Source organism: Bradyrhizobium sp. AZCC 1578 (assembly GCF_036924675.1).
Taxonomy (GTDB): Bacteria; Pseudomonadota; Alphaproteobacteria; order Rhizobiales; family Xanthobacteraceae; genus Bradyrhizobium.
In genome coordinates, this window is sequence record NZ_JAZHRZ010000001.1 from 4,740,518 (window position 1) to 4,754,736 (window position 14,219).

Genomic DNA, 14,219 nt, shown 5'->3' on the forward strand with positions numbered 1-14,219 from the left:
CCACAATCACCGAGATTGCGGCCCCTTCAATCATTCGAGATCGATCGGCTGGTAACGCCCGCTCTCGTCGAGTGCCGTGCCCCACACCTTGTTCGAGGCTTGGTGCTCGGAGCGGCCGAAGCTGAGCTGGGTCCCGAGACCGAGGTCGAGATTGCGCATCGTCTCCAGCGTGTCGATCAGCTTCTCCGTATCGATCTGCGGGCCGGTCCGCTTGATGCCCGCGATCAGCACGTTGGCGGCGACATAGCCCTCGAACGAAACGTAGTCGGGCGCTTCGCCTGGGAAATACTTGGCGAGCGCATTCTTGTATTCGAGCACGGCGGACGAATAGCCCGAGACCGCCGGAACCACCTGCGTCACGATCACGCCGTTGGTGTAACGCGGTCCCAAGAGTTTCAGTTCTTCGGCAAGCGCGGTGGAGCCGACGAACGAGACGTTGGAGTAGATCAACCCGGGATAGAGGTCGCGCGTCTTCTCGATGAACCGCGCCGCGGCCCGGTAGGTGGCGACCATGACGACGGCCTTGATCGGCGGTTTCGCGAGCTTCAACTGGTTGATCGCGTCGTCGACGTCGACGGTGTTTCGCGCATAATTGAGCCGGAGGATGGCGCCGTCGTTCACGCCCATGGAGCGAAACGCCTTGGCGACCCCGGCAAATCCGGCGTCGCCGTACGAATCCTGCTGCGCAAACACCGCGATCTGCCGAGGCTGCAGCCGGCGTATCTTGACGAGGTAGCGGACGACTGCGTCGGTTTCCTGAACATAGCTGGCGCGGTAGTTGAACACGTAGCGATCCGGCGGATCGTTGCGCAGGATGTTGGCGCCGGTGAAGGCTCCGAAGAACAGCATCCGGCGCTCGAGCGCATAGGGAATCGCCACCGCCGCGGTTGGCGTGCCGACATTGCCGACGATGCCGAACACCTGGTCCTTTTCATAGAGCTGCTTCATCGCGTCCGCGGTGCGTGAAGGCTCGTAGCCGTCGTCGGCGGCGTGCAGTTTGAGCATCCGCCCGTCGACGCCGCCGGCATCGTTGATCCGGTTGAAGGCGGTCTCGATTCCGAGCTTCATCTGGCGTCCCAGCTCACGCGCGGAGCCGGAGAAGGGCGCGGCGATGCCGAAGCGGATTTCCTTTTCGCCGATGCCGCGTGGCAGCGGCCCGGTCGGGACTGGGGCCGTCGGCGCGGTCGCCGCGTTCGCGGCCGTTGCCGCAGCAGCAGGGGACGGACCGATGACGCTGGAAAGACTAGGGCCCGAGATCGAGCGTTCGAGATCGGCAAGTTGACGATCGGCCCGGATGCAATCGATTTTGCCCGAGCTAACGGCGGCGCGGCCGTCGGCCACGCTGCGATCGAATGTCAGGGTGAGATCAGAACGCTCGGCCTCGTTCGACGAGGCTTCCCGGATCACCTGTGAAAACTTGTCGACGATGGTCTGGATGCGGGGACGCGCAATGTCGCGGCAGGCCTGGGCCGAGCCGATCACGGGGCCGACGCGGCCGGCAAGGTCGCGCACGATCGCAATGTCGCCGGCAGCCTGGGCGCTGCCTGCGATTCCGAAGAGCACGGCCCCAACCAGCAAGGCGATGCGGTGCGAGGTCATGGCAAACTCCTTGAGAGTCGGTTCTCAGGCATTGTCATTCTTCCATCTGGATCATGGGTTGGCGCGTTGCGGCGACGCCGGATCCGGCTTCTCGCGCCACTGCATGAATTGCTTGAGCAACTGCGACTGCTCGGGCGCAGGCGAGGCGCTCGGTGGCGTGGAGGCGAGAACGGCCTGGAATTCGCTGATTGCAGGCTTTGGCGAAGCCTCTCCGGATTGGAACAGGGCAGCCTTGATCGACTGCACGATTCCGGAGGACGCCGACAGCTCACCGTCGCTCTGCCGCGACCCCGGCACGACGACGACGAAGAACAGCGCCACGAGAGCGGAGGCGCCGATGGCGGCACCAAAGCGCGCTGCGACGCTCCACAACGCCTTCTTCGATTCCAGTTGGGGTTCGCGCATGATCTCGGGATCGAGGGGATGGCGCAGCGCATCGGATACGGCGCTCTCGAGCTGGGAGTCGAACGACGCCGGAGAGAACGGTGTCGATGCGGGGCTGGCGTCGCGCATGGAAGCCGACCGCTCACGTAGCGAGCGCGGCGCGTAGTACAGGGGATCGCGGGGATTGATGTGGTCCTGCTCACTCACACTACTCATACGCTTACTCCTCATGTCGCTTGGCGGATTGACCGGCGGACTGCTCGGCGGCGGAACGGTAGGTGACGTACCGATCAGGAGTTCCAGGTCGCGGAAGAGGCGCGCGGGATCGTCGACGTCCGCTTTCTGTCCGCTGTCGAGCTTGCTCGGAAGATTTGAATCAAGATGTGAGGCGCCGTCCCTGCGTCCGGCGACACCTGCCTGCGAGATCGAATCTCGCGACCACACAACGCTCACGGCTTCCACTGCCTCGTCCCCTGCCGGCAAATGTTCCGTCTGTCCGACGGATTGAGCTGCCAGACCGCAGAGATCCGCCAGCACACATAAGTTTGTTGGAGCCGAGCGAGGACTAATTTAGGTCGGAAACGTGACGAAAGTAAGTTGAGCTCGCGTTAACTACAACTCACGTGACCTCTGTTTTCAAAGGGTTTGGCATGCGTTCCGCACGATAAGCAGCATGAATCGGCCACAAATGCGCCGGATTCGCCGCTCGTTGCGCTGTTTTCTGCGCGTAGCGCGGGTTTTCACATTAATTACTCGTTAACCAAGTTCGTCGATTGTTAACCATTCAATAAGAAAGGCGAGTCGAACATCATGGACGTCCGAGCGGATCCCACGCGTCAACTGGTCCGGCTGCGCGGCCGGTCCTATGTCGCGTTCGTATTCAGCCCTGTCGTGCCGATCGTGGAATGGCTCGCCGAGATCGACGCCACGCTGGCGCGCTCGCCCGGATACTTCGTCGGCAAGCCGATCGTGCTCGATCTCTCAGCCGTCGACCTCTCAAGCTCCGCCATCGCCCATCTCGTCGGCAGTCTCAACGAGCGCAACATCCGCGTCCTCGGCATCGAGGGTGTGGAGGAAGATCGTCTCGCGGCGAACATGCCGCCCTTGCTGACCGGCGGCCGTGCCTGCGTGATCACGCGAAACGAGCCGACGCAGAAGTCGGAGCCCGAGCCGAAGAAGCCGACCTCGCTGCTGCTGGAGAACCCGGTACGTTCGGGCCAGTCCATCGTCTTCATGGAAGGCGATGTCACGGTTTTGGGCTCGGTCGGGTCGGGCGCGGAGATCGTCGCCGGCGGATCGATTCACATCTACGGCACGCTGCGCGGCCGTGCGATGGCTGGCGTCAACGGCAATTCGGCCGCACGGATCTATTGCCAGAGAATCGAGGCCGAGCTGCTGGCGATCGATGGCTACTACCAGACCGCAGAAGAAATCGACGTCGCGCTCCGCAACCGCCCGGCGCAAGCCTGGCTGGAGGGCGACACCATGAAAATTACCCCGCTGAATTAACCGGCTAAGGAGATCAAGTATGGCCAAGGTCCTGGTCGTTACCTCGGGCAAGGGAGGCGTTGGAAAAACCACCTCGACGGCCGCGCTCGGTGCGGCGCTTGCGCAAGGCGGGCAAAGCGTCGTGGTGGTCGATTTCGATGTCGGCCTGCGCAACCTCGATCTGGTGATGGGCGCCGAACGCCGCGTGGTGTTCGACCTCATCAACGTGGTGCAGGGTGTCGCCAAGCTGCCGCAGGCCCTGATCCGCGACAAGCGGCTGGAAAATCTCTGGCTGCTGCCGGCCTCACAGACCCGCGACAAGGATGCGCTGACCGACGAGGGCGTCGGCCGCGTTATCGCCGAGCTCAGGAGCCGGTTCGACTGGATTCTGTGCGACAGCCCGGCCGGCATCGAGCGCGGCGCGACGCTCGCCATGCGCTACGCCGACGAAGCCGTCATCGTCACCAATCCCGAAGTGTCCTCGGTGCGCGACTCCGACCGCATCATCGGCATGCTCGATTCGAAGACGGTGAGGGCGGAGCGCGGCGAGCGGGTGGAAAAGCATGTGCTGATCACCCGCTACGATCCGGCGCGTGCGGCGCGCGGCGAGATGCTCAACATCGACGACATCCTGGAAATCCTCGCGACGCCTCTGCTCGGCATCATTCCCGAGAGCCAGGATGTCCTGAAGGCGTCGAACGTCGGCACGCCGGTGACGCTCAACAATGCCGAGAGCGCGCCGGCCCGCGCCTATATCGATGCCGCACGCCGCCTGATGGGCGAGGAAGTCGCCATGACCGTGCCGGCCGAGCGCAAGGGCTTCATGAACCGCTTGCTGGGACGGAGAGCTGCATGAGCATGAATCTGCTGCGGCTGTTTAGCGGCCGCAATGCATCCGCCCCCGTTGCGCGGGAGCGGCTGCAGATCTTGCTAGCGCATGAGCGCGGGCTACTCGGTCAGTCCGACTTGCTGGCCACGCTGCGGGAGGAAATCCTCGCGGTGGTGTCGAAGCACGTGGTGCTCGATCCCGACAAGGTGATGGTTAAGCTGGAGCGCGGCAAGACGGTGTCGACACTCGAAGTCGATATCGAAGTGCCCAATAATTTCGACAAGAAGGCTCCTACCGAAAAGCGCATGGCCGGCTGAAAGGCGCGCTGCCGACCGAGCTAATTAATCGCTACCCCACCATCCGCTCGCGGCCGGTCCAGAAGCCTGCCTTCAGCACCTTCTTGTCGACCTTGCCGACGCCGGTCATCGGCAACTCGCTAACGAACTTGATATGCTTGGGCGCGTGCGCCGAGCCTTTCTTCGCCTTCACGAGGTTGATCAGCTCGTCCGGATTCGGTCGCGCGCCTTCGCGGGCGACGATCACGGCGGTGACGGCCTCGCCCCATTTGTCGTCGGGCACGCCGACCACGGCGACCATGGCGACGTCGGCATGTTGCGACAAGACATCCTCGACCTCGCGCGGAAAGATGTTGAAGCCGCCGGAGACGATCATGTCCTTCTTGCGGTCGAGGATGAACATGTAGCCGCGTTCGTCCGATCGCGCGATGTCGCCGGTGTGCAGCCAGCCGTTCTTCAGCGTCTCCGCAGTCGCGTCGGGCCGTTTCCAGTATTCGGCCATCACATGCGTGCCGCGCACGCAGATCTCGCCGGCCTCGCCGGTTGCGACTTCCTGGTCGTCATTGTCGAGGATCTTCACTTGGCAAGCGGCAATCGGGAATCCGCAGGACAGGAACAGCTCCGGCGTCCTGGGATCGTGGTCGGCCTTGCGCAGCACGGATACCGGATAACATTCGGTCTGGCCGTAGAGCTGCGAGAACACCGGCCCGATTCGCTCGATGCCCTCGACCAGCCGGCTCGGCGACATCGCAGATGCGCCGTACAGCAAGAGTTCGAGCGAGGAGAGGTCGGTCTTGTCGAGGGAGGGATGATCCAGCATGACGTAGATCATCGTCGGCACGAACAGGGTGAAATTGATCTTCTCGCGCTCGATGGTCTTGAACACGGCTTCGGGATCAAAGCCTTTCAGCATATGCACGGTGCCGCCGCGCATCAGCGTCGGCAGCACTTTTGTCCCCGCGACATGGCTGATCGGCGCAACCGTCAGGTAGCGCGGGGTATCAGGAATTTCAAAGTCAGCGAGGATCGCGCTGGCAAACCCGCCATATTCGCGGTGATAGCGGAGCGCGCCCTTGGATTTGCCCGTGGTGCCGCCGGTGTAATTGAGCGTGGCGATGTCGTCGGGTCCGGCAAAGCTGCGCGCCGTGGCGCTGCCGGCGGCTTCAATCGCCTGCAGGAGATCGTCGCCGTAACTGGCGGGACCGAGCGTGAGCACAGTCTTCAGACCGGTCGCTTTGGCCGCGAGTTCGCCGCCGCGGTCGCGGAAGGTAATCGCGTCGACCACCAGCATCTGCGCCTCGGAATCCTCGAGCTGAAACAGTTGGTCGTCCAGCGAACCCAGTGGATGCAGCCAGGTAATCGCCAACCGCGAGAGCTGCGCGGCGACACCGGCGCACCAGGTGTCGGCGCGGTTGGCGGTGAGAAACGCGACGCGGCTGCCGGGTTGGAAGCCGAACTGCATGAAGACGCTCTGCATGCGCCCGATCATGTCGGTCGCGCCGCGATAGGTGAGCGATCCGCCCGGCCAGGCGAACGCCGTGCGCTCCGGGTAGCGCGCCAGCGCCAGCAACGTCTGCTCGCATGCCGCCGGAAACGCGTAGAGCGGATTGCCCATCTTCTTCCTCCCGCTGTTTTGTAATTGGCCTTCGTCCGTGCCAATGTCGGGTAACGCTAGCACAACAAGAAGCCTGCTCAAGCCGGGAAGAACGCCTTGCCACCTGTCGACTTGCTCTCGCGCTTTCGCGACCGCCTCAGCCTGCCGCTGATTGCGGCGCCGATGTTTCTCGTCTCCGGCGTCGAGTTGGTGGTAGCCGCCTGCCGCAACGGCGTGATCGGTTCGTTTCCGACCGTAAATTGCCGCAGCCCCGAACAACTCGATCAATGGCTGACGGACATCGATGACCGGCTGAAGGAGCACTCGGATGCAAGCGGCAAGCCCGCAGCGCCTGTATGCGCCAATCTGATCGTGCATCGCTCCAATGCGCGGCTGGAGCAGGATCTGCAGGTGCTGCTGCATCATCGGCCGGAAATGGTTATCACCTCCGTCGGCTCGCCGGCGCCGGTATTGAAGCCGTTGCGCGATGCCGGCGCGCTGGTGTTTGCCGACGTCGCATCCATCCGCCATGCCGAGCGCGCGGCGGCTGCCGGTGCCGATGGGCTGGTGCTGCTAACGGCAGGCGCGGGCGGTCAGACCGGCTGGCTCAATCCCTTCGTGTTCGTGCGCGCGGTGCGCGCCTTCTTCGACGGACCGCTGGTGCTGGCGGGCGGCATCGCGGATGGTCACGCCCTGCGCGCGGCCGAGGCGCTGGGCTGCGATCTCGCCTATATGGGTACCAAATTCATCGCCACGCGGGAGAGCATGGCGGACGCGCGCTACAAGGAGATGCTGGTCGCCAGCAGCGCCGACGACATCCTGCTGACCAAGGCATTCACGGGCCTGCAGACCAACATGCTGCGCCCCTCGATCGAGGCCGCCGGTCTCGATCCGGACGATCTTCCCGAGCGGGGCGCGATCGATATCGCCAAGGATATCGACATCGGCGCGCGCGAGAACCGCCCGAAACGCTGGAAGGATATTTGGAGTGCGGGACATGCCGTTTCGGGCGTGACGGAGGTTCTTTCGGTCGACGAGATGGTTGCGCGCACAGCGGCGGAATATCGGGACGCTGCCACGCGCCTGCGATTTAGCTAGCGCGCAAAAGGTTCCCGGCGATCCAGCCACTGCATTTTTGTGATGCAGCAATGCCAGGGCGCGCCCAACGGCAAATGCCAAGAGAAAGCCGCCGCGCTGGCAAACTTCCGACACAGGATGACGGCGAAAACAGGCAATCCGACATGACGCACGCGCGAAGGCGAGACCGATTCCAGGTTTCGCCGCCGGGCGCATTTTATTCAGCGAGGCCTTCGTGTCGCACAAGCTCTTCCCCGCGATCCTGCTCATCTGCGCGCTGTTTAACTTCCCGGTTTTCGCGCAGCCCGGCGCTGCGCCTGCCGCCCCTAGCGATAAAGCTGACGTCCTGACGCCCGATCAGGCGAAGCGGGCGCTCGAGACGCTTTCCGATGACAAGAAGCGCGCGCAAGTCATCGAGACGTTACGTGCGATCGCCAGTGCCTCGCCGCCACCGCAAGGCGCGGCTCCCGCGCCCGAACAGCAATCCGCGATGCCGCTCACCGCCGACAGCCTCGGCGCACAGCTCCTGCTGACGGTATCCGAGCGGGTCGGCGAGATCTCGCGCGAGGTCGCCGATGTGGCGCGGACGCTGACGGACTTTCGGGCGTTCTATTACTGGTTCGTGCGGACCGCCAACGATCCGTCCGCCTATCACCAGTTGTTCGACATCGCGTGGAAACTGGCGCTGGTGTTTCTTTGCGCCCTCGCTGCCGAGTGGCTGGTTTTCCGGCTGATCAAGCGCCCGGTGGCGCTGTTGGAAGCGCGCCTGCCGCAAGCGGCGCGCGCGCCGGTGGCGACTTTGGCGGTGGCCGATCCGCCATCCTCCGTGGCTGACGTCACGGCCGCGCCCGAGCTGCATCGGCGCCGCCTCAGTCTGGCGCGCACCTGGCAGTCGTTGGTCAGGTTGCCCTTCGTGCTGGGACGGCTCGCGCTCGAATTGCTCCCGGTGCTTGTCTTTACTGGTACCGCCACGACGTTGCTGGGAACCGGGATCGGCGATCTCGCAACCGCCCGGCTCGTGATCCTCGCGGTCGTCAACGCCTATGCGCTGACTCGCGGGCTGATCTGCGTGGTACGGGCTCTGGCCGGACCTTTCGGCCTGTTTCGCGTTCGCGCCGAGACCGCAGCCTATATCGAGATATGGGCGCGGCGCATCGTCACCGTTGGCGTTTCGGGCATTGCCTTCGCCAATGTGGCGTTGCTGCTGGGCTTGCATCGCGGCGGCTACATGGCGTTGCTGCGCCTGGTGATGCTGGTCGTCCATCTCTTCATCGTCGTCATTATCCTGCAGTGCCGCCGCCAGGTTGCGGATGCTATTCGCGCGCCGGCCGGCCGCGACGGCACAGCCGCCAGGGTGCGCAACCGCGTCGCCGGCCTGTGGCACTATCTTGCGATCGCGCTCGACCTCGCCTTATGGGCAGTGTGGGCGCTCAACATCCGCAACGGCTACGCGCTGCTCCTGCAATATTTCGTCGGCACCGTCGCGGTTGCGCTGATCGTGCGTCTTTCCACCATGCTGGTGCTGAGCTTGATCGATCGTGGCTTCCGCATCAGCCCAGAACTCCTGCGCCGCTTTCCGGGCTTGGAGAACCGCGCCAACCGCTATCTGCCGCTGTTGCGCAACGTCATCTCGGCCGCGATCGCCTTCATCGGCTTTGTCGCGCTGCTGGAAGTCTGGGGCATCGACGCCATCGTCTGGTTCTACGGCGGCCAGATCGGCAGCCGGCTCGTGTCGGCGGTGGTTACCGTCGGCATTGCAGCACTGGCTGCTGCGGCGATCTGGGAAATCAGCAACGCGTTGCTGGACCGCAAGGTTACCGCACTGTCGCGCGACGGTCACTACGCCCGCGCGGCGCGGCTGCGCACGTTTCAGCCGATGCTGCGAACGGCACTGTTGTGCCTTATCGTCGTCGTCGTTGGCCTCACGGCGCTCAGCGAGATCGGCGTCAATGTCGCACCGCTGCTCGCCGGCGCCGGTATCGTCGGTATCGCCATCGGCTTCGGCTCGCAGAAACTGGTGCAGGACCTCATTACCGGGCTGTTTCTCCTGATCGAGAACACGGTGCAAGTCGGCGACACCGTCACGCTGTCTGGCCTGTCAGGGGTCGTGGAGAATGTCTCGATCCGCACCCTTCGCCTGCGCGCCGGCGACGGCTCCGTGCACATCGTGCCGTTCAGTGCGGTGACGACGATCACCAATTCAAGCCGCGGCGCCGGCAACGCCGCCGTGAGCGTCAACGTGGCCTACAAGGAAGACACCGACCGCGCCGGCCAGATCCTGAAGGACATCGTCGCCGAAATGCGGCGCGAGCCCGAATTCCAGCACCTGATCCGCGGCGATCTCGAACTGTGGGGGGTCGACAAGGTAGACGGCTCGATGGCTTCGATCGTCGGCCAGATCCGCTGCAGCGATGCCGGCCGCTGGCCGGTGCAGCGGGAATTCAACCGCCGCATGAAGCGGCGATTCCAGGAGTGCGGCGTGGAAATCGCGCCCGCTAGCCAAACCATTCTGATGCAGGTTCCGGCGCCCGCCGGTGCCGCCGCGAATGCGAAGCCCAGGCGGGCGGCGGGCTAGTTCGTCACGCAACGCTATCCGCGTGTCTCAACGCAGGATTCGACCAAGGATGCGCGCCGCCTGATCGATCTCTTTTTCATTCCATGCCGCAAAGCCGAGAAACAGGCCCTGCTCATTGGTCTTGTGATACAGCATGCTCGATAACGGCCGGCTGGCGACGCCGGCGTCGAGCAGGCGCGCCGACAATCGCCGGTCGTTTGCCGGTCCGCTGCACCTTGCCAGCAGTTGCATGCCGCCGGCTGGGGCTTCGATCGCGAGACGGTCGCCGGCTTCAGTGGCAAGCGCCTGCAGCATGCGGTCGCGCCGGCCCTTGTAGAGGCGCGTCATCCTTCTAATGTGGCCGAGATAGGCGCCGGATGCGATGAACTCGGCCAGCGCGTCCTGCATGGTGATCGACGTCAGCATTCCCATGTGGCGCTGCGCCAGTTCGAATTGATCAATCAGGGCTTCCGGGACGACGAGGTAACCGAAGCGAATGTCCGCATACGTCGCTTTCGAAAAGGTGCCGAGATAGAACACGCGCGGCGACGTTGCGAGCCCCTGCAGGGCGGCCACCGGGCGGGCCTCATAGTGAAATTCGCCGTCGTAGTCGTCCTCGATGATGCAGGCGCCCGTGGCTTCCGCGAAACGCAGCAGTTCGAGACGGCGGCCGATCGGCATCAGCCGCCCGGTCGGATATTGATGCGACGGCGTGACGAAGATCAGCCGCGGCGCCTCCTTGCGGGATGAGACGGCCATGCCTTGCGCGTCGAGCGGTATGGCGGAAACGATGGCGCCGGCGGCATGCAATGCGACGTTGGCGCCGCCATAGCCCGGGCTTTCGATCCAGGCGTGATCGCCGCGCTCGAGCAGCGCATCTGCGACCAGCGTCAGGCCGGATTGCGCCGTCGGCACGATTAATATCTGGTCGGCCTTGGCTTTGATTCCGCGATGAACCACGAGATGCCCGAGCAGCGCTTCCTGTAGCGGTCGATGGTTGATGGGCCGGTCACGGCGTAGCGGTGCGTTTCGCGCCGCGCGCCGCAGGTAGCGGCTCCACACATCGTGCGGAAACTCGCGCTCGTCCGCCAGCCCGGGCTGAAACGGCCGCGGCCGTCCCTCATGAACAGGCGGCCAGTCCGCCCGCTGCAGGCCGCGCGCCCAGGACGACAGGCCTATCCGCTCGCTTCCGGCCCGGCTGCTTCGCGGCGACATTTTGCGGCGATCGAGCGATAGGCCTTCGGCGACCACCGGACGGCGTCCGGCGGAGAGCGAGAGATAGCCTTCCGCGGCCAATTGCTCGATCGCAAACGAGACGGTGTTGCGTGAGAGGGCGAGCGATTCCGCCAGTTGCCGGCTCGAGGGCAGGCGCTGGCCGGGCGCGAGGCGTCCTTCCGTGATGAGGTGCCGCAACTGGTCGGTGAGCTGGCGCGTCAAGGTCGCGCCGCTGTCGCGCGCCAGATGCAGCATTCCGGGAATCAGGTCGTCCACAACTGGCTCCAGTAAATCGTAAAAACTGGTTCTTTCGTTAGAGCCAGTTAAAGGGCTAGGCAATGCCGAGCGGCTCGTGACGGGGCGTGTTCGAGATGGCCAGTGGACTTTCAACCCGCAGCGCGGCGGCGCTGCTTGCCGGTGTCGTGTTCGCGTGGGGGACCAACTGGCCGGTGACGAAGATGATCGTGCACGACGTGTCCCCGCTATGGGCGACGGCGCTGCGCTGCATGATCGCCGCCGCGACGCTGGCGCCGATGTTGTGGGCGCAGGGGACGTTCATCGTGCCGAAGCGCGGCGACCTGCCGGTCGTGTTCTGCACCTCGATCCTGCACCTGGTGGCGTTTTCCGCGCTGGTGGCGGCCGGGCTGCAATTCGTGCCGGCCGGCAGGGCGATCGTGCTTGGCTATACGACGCCGCTATGGGTCGCGATCGGAGCAGCCATGTTTCTGTCGGAGCATATCACGCGCCGGCGCGCGATCGGTATCGGCTGCGGCCTGGCCGGCCTCGCGGTCATCTTCAATCCGCAGACGCTGAACTGGGCTGACCGCAACGCGCTTTTCGGCAGCGGCCTGATTCTGATTGCCGCGTTCTGCTGGGCCGGCAACATCGTCTATGTCAGGGCCCACAAATGGATCTCGACACCCTTTCAACTCGTGTTCTGGCAGGTGCTGCTGGCGGCGGCGCTGCTGTCGCTCATCGCGTGGCTCGTGGAAGGCCCGCCGCATATCGCGTGGACATGGCGTCTTTCCGCGTTGATGCTCCATAGCGGAATTGTCTGCACGGCATTCGCCAACTGGGCGATGACCGTGGTGAACCGCAGCCTGCCGGCGGTCACCACATCGCTGTGTCTGCTGGCGACGCCGCTGCTCGGCATCGTCAGCGCGACCGTGATGCTAAACGAGCCGCTGGAGCCGTCGCTGTTTCTTGCGATGGCGCTGATCATCGGCGGCATCGCGCTTGGCACCATCGCCGGCGGGTCACTCCGGGCGAATGCGACCTAATTCGCCACGAAATACCAATTCTCGTCGTAGCGCTCGAGCCGGCTCGGCGGCTTGTCGGCGAATTCGAAGAAGTTTTTGGGATCGCCGCCCGGCGGCACGTGCAGGAAGCCGGTGAAATGGTGCTTCAGGCCGCGTGAGGTCAAAAACAGCACATAGGTGCCTTCTTCCGTCTCGTCGACGACGATGTCGTTGCCGACGGAAGCATTTGGCTCGCGGTCGCCGAGCGCCACTAGGTTCTTGTTGTAGGAGACGTTGGGGTTCAGCTCGCCGGCTTCGACCCGCGCCACGATCCGTTCGCGGTCGGCCCGGTGCCAGCGGAAATTCTGCTGGAGGGCGACCTGGTGCAGCGGGGCGTAGGCGAGAATGGCAAGCGTGAGCGCGGAGATCAGGAAGGGAAGGGCGAACTTCGCGCCACCGGTTCGGATCCTGGGGAGCAGCGAAGCCGACCACACGAGGCAGCCGAAGAACACCAGCGCGACCAGCGGCACGACGGCCAGCAGGACGAAGCCGGAGGGCCAGTCCGCTATCGACAGTTCGAACGTCGCGATCGACAGCGTGAAGGCTGAAATCGCGATCGCCGCCACCAGCGCGGCGCGAACCGATGGCCCGGTAGCGACCGACGTCATCTGGGATGTCGCTTCAGCCATGCCGGGCTGTTCCGCTGCGCCGTTTACTCGGCTCCCGGCGGTTGCCATTCCGAAGGCTTAACGCGCCGTTAACCATATCGGCCCCAACAATAGCCCCAGACGATGGTCCGCCGCCACGGTCGGACGGCAAATCGAAAGGGGTATGGAATGGATTTCGATCGGTATTTCGCCAAAACCCCGGCAACGCTCGAGGAGATCCGGCGCCGGGTGATGTTTGCGCTCGATCGGCATCCGCTGTGCCGCGGTATCGAATTCGACGTCGTCAGCATGCCGCGCAACCGCAAGAGCAACTGGACCGTCACCCTGCAACAGGTCGCCCCCGACGCCCTGTGGGAAGCCTCCGATATCGTTGCCGATATCCAGGAGGCCTATGAACTGGCCGCAGCGGCCTGATTCCGGGCCCTTTTGGGACTTTTTCCCCATCTTTTCGACCGCGTCAGCGCGGCGATTGGCATCGTATAGCCTCAATTATCATCCAGTTTTCGGCAAAAGGGCCAAACGTCGGCGGGAATGGAGACCTTTTTGACCAAGACTATGACGATTGTCGCGCTGATCTGTTTTCTCGTGGCCGGCGCCGCCGTCACCGCCATTGTCGGCCGCGACAGCCTACCTGCCGCCCGGTTCGAACTGGCGTCGGCTTCCTCCGTCCAGGCGCCGGTCTCGAACAAGGAAGGCAAAAAGGATCGCCTGGCGGTCCTGAGCTACGCCACCGCCGCGGTTGACCCCCAGCCCAGGGATCCCGCGCTGAACGAATCGCTGCGCCGGGCCTATGCCTCGACTTCGCCCGTCGATATGGCCATGCCGAAGGAAATCGCGGCGCCCGCCGCCCCGCCCACGACGTCCACCGCTGAGCCGAGCACGGCACCGGTGCCGGCGCCTGCGCCCGTCAAGCCCAAGGCCGCAGCAAAGCCCCAGCCGCAGAAGAGCTACACACTGTTGAGCGATGGCCAGATCGCCGGCATCAAGGACCGCCTGAAACTGACGGCGTCGCAGGAGTACTACTGGCCGCCGGTGGAGACTGCGCTGCGTGCCGTCGCCCGCAAGATTCATGCGGGCCGCCAGGCCAACCCGAATGCGACGGGCGTGCCGATCGATCCAGAGTCCGCGGAAGTCCAGCAATTGAAATCGGCGGCGATGCCGCTGCTGTTCCAGTTGCGTGAGGACCAGAAGAGCGAAGTGCGCTCGCTTGCCCGCATCATCGGGCTGGAAAAAGTCGCCGCGATGATCTGAGCGGCGATCTGCGCCGCTGGTTCCGA

Annotated in this window: 13 protein-coding genes; 8 read left to right on the forward strand and 5 right to left on the reverse strand. The window is 64.4% G+C overall.

What is annotated here, in order from left to right; genetic code table 11:
- Positions 1-30: 30 nt before the first annotated feature.
- Entirely contained in the window at positions 31-1,599 is a 1,569-nt protein-coding gene (locus V1290_RS22695) for an ABC transporter substrate-binding protein (RefSeq protein ID WP_334366449.1), read from the reverse strand.
- 51 nt (positions 1,600-1,650) lie between these two features.
- Positions 1,651-2,199 (reverse strand): hypothetical protein, encoded by a 549-nt coding sequence (locus tag V1290_RS22700; RefSeq protein WP_334366450.1) that lies wholly within the window; start codon positions 2,197-2,199, stop codon positions 1,651-1,653.
- Positions 2,200-2,793: 594 nt separating this feature from the next.
- Here V1290_RS22700 and minC point away from each other — a divergent pair.
- From minC to minE, 3 genes are read left to right on the forward strand one after another with little or no spacing between them, the layout of a single operon-like run.
- Positions 2,794-3,492 carry a septum site-determining protein MinC gene (gene minC, locus V1290_RS22705; RefSeq protein WP_334366451.1) on the forward strand — a complete coding sequence of 233 codons (699 nt, stop codon included), beginning with the start codon at positions 2,794-2,796 and terminating at the stop codon, positions 3,490-3,492.
- Positions 3,493-3,511: 19 nt separating this feature from the next.
- On the forward strand, positions 3,512-4,327 hold the full coding sequence (gene minD / locus V1290_RS22710; protein ID WP_171711705.1) for a septum site-determining protein MinD: 816 nt from the start codon (positions 3,512-3,514) through the stop codon (positions 4,325-4,327).
- Positions 4,324-4,617: a cell division topological specificity factor MinE gene (gene minE / locus V1290_RS22715; RefSeq protein WP_156433752.1), complete on the forward strand. Its 294-nt coding sequence runs from the start codon at positions 4,324-4,326 to the stop codon at positions 4,615-4,617. Before minD ends, minE begins: the two co-directional genes overlap by 4 nt.
- A gap of 31 nt (positions 4,618-4,648) precedes the next feature.
- Here minE and V1290_RS22720 read toward each other — a convergent pair whose 3' ends face one another.
- The gene (locus V1290_RS22720; protein ID WP_334366452.1) at positions 4,649-6,211 is read right to left on the reverse strand and encodes an AMP-binding protein; all 1,563 of its coding nucleotides are present in this window, start codon (positions 6,209-6,211) and stop codon (positions 4,649-4,651) included.
- Between the two features lie 96 nt (positions 6,212-6,307).
- Between V1290_RS22720 and V1290_RS22725 the strand changes: the two genes are divergently transcribed.
- Together V1290_RS22725 and V1290_RS22730 are read left to right on the forward strand one after the other, a co-directional pair.
- Complete coding sequence (locus V1290_RS22725; protein WP_334366453.1) at positions 6,308-7,288, forward strand: NAD(P)H-dependent flavin oxidoreductase; 981 nt, start codon at positions 6,308-6,310, stop codon at positions 7,286-7,288.
- A gap of 214 nt (positions 7,289-7,502) precedes the next feature.
- The gene (locus V1290_RS22730) at positions 7,503-9,842 is read left to right on the forward strand and encodes a mechanosensitive ion channel domain-containing protein (RefSeq protein WP_334366454.1); all 2,340 of its coding nucleotides are present in this window, start codon (positions 7,503-7,505) and stop codon (positions 9,840-9,842) included.
- A gap of 27 nt (positions 9,843-9,869) precedes the next feature.
- Here the strand turns inward: V1290_RS22730 and pdxR are convergent, their stop codons facing one another.
- Entirely contained in the window at positions 9,870-11,312 is a 1,443-nt protein-coding gene (gene pdxR / locus V1290_RS22735) for a MocR-like pyridoxine biosynthesis transcription factor PdxR (protein WP_334366455.1), read from the reverse strand.
- 95 nt (positions 11,313-11,407) lie between these two features.
- Between pdxR and V1290_RS22740 the strand changes: the two genes are divergently transcribed.
- A complete protein-coding gene (locus V1290_RS22740) occupies positions 11,408-12,316 on the forward strand; it encodes a DMT family transporter (RefSeq protein ID WP_334366456.1) in 909 nt (302 codons plus the stop codon).
- Here V1290_RS22740 and V1290_RS22745 read toward each other — a convergent pair.
- Entirely contained in the window at positions 12,313-12,963 is a 651-nt protein-coding gene (locus tag V1290_RS22745) for a hypothetical protein (RefSeq protein WP_334366457.1), read from the reverse strand. The genes V1290_RS22740 and V1290_RS22745 overlap by 4 nt on opposite strands.
- A 147-nt stretch (positions 12,964-13,110) precedes the next feature.
- Between V1290_RS22745 and V1290_RS22750 the strand changes: the two genes are divergently transcribed.
- Both V1290_RS22750 and V1290_RS22755 read left to right on the forward strand, forming a co-directional pair.
- Positions 13,111-13,356 (forward strand): hypothetical protein, encoded by a 246-nt coding sequence (locus tag V1290_RS22750; protein ID WP_334366458.1) that lies wholly within the window; start codon positions 13,111-13,113, stop codon positions 13,354-13,356.
- Positions 13,357-13,485: 129 nt separating this feature from the next.
- Complete coding sequence (locus V1290_RS22755) at positions 13,486-14,193, forward strand: hypothetical protein (RefSeq protein ID WP_334366459.1); 708 nt, start codon at positions 13,486-13,488, stop codon at positions 14,191-14,193.
- Positions 14,194-14,219 lie beyond the last annotated feature (26 nt).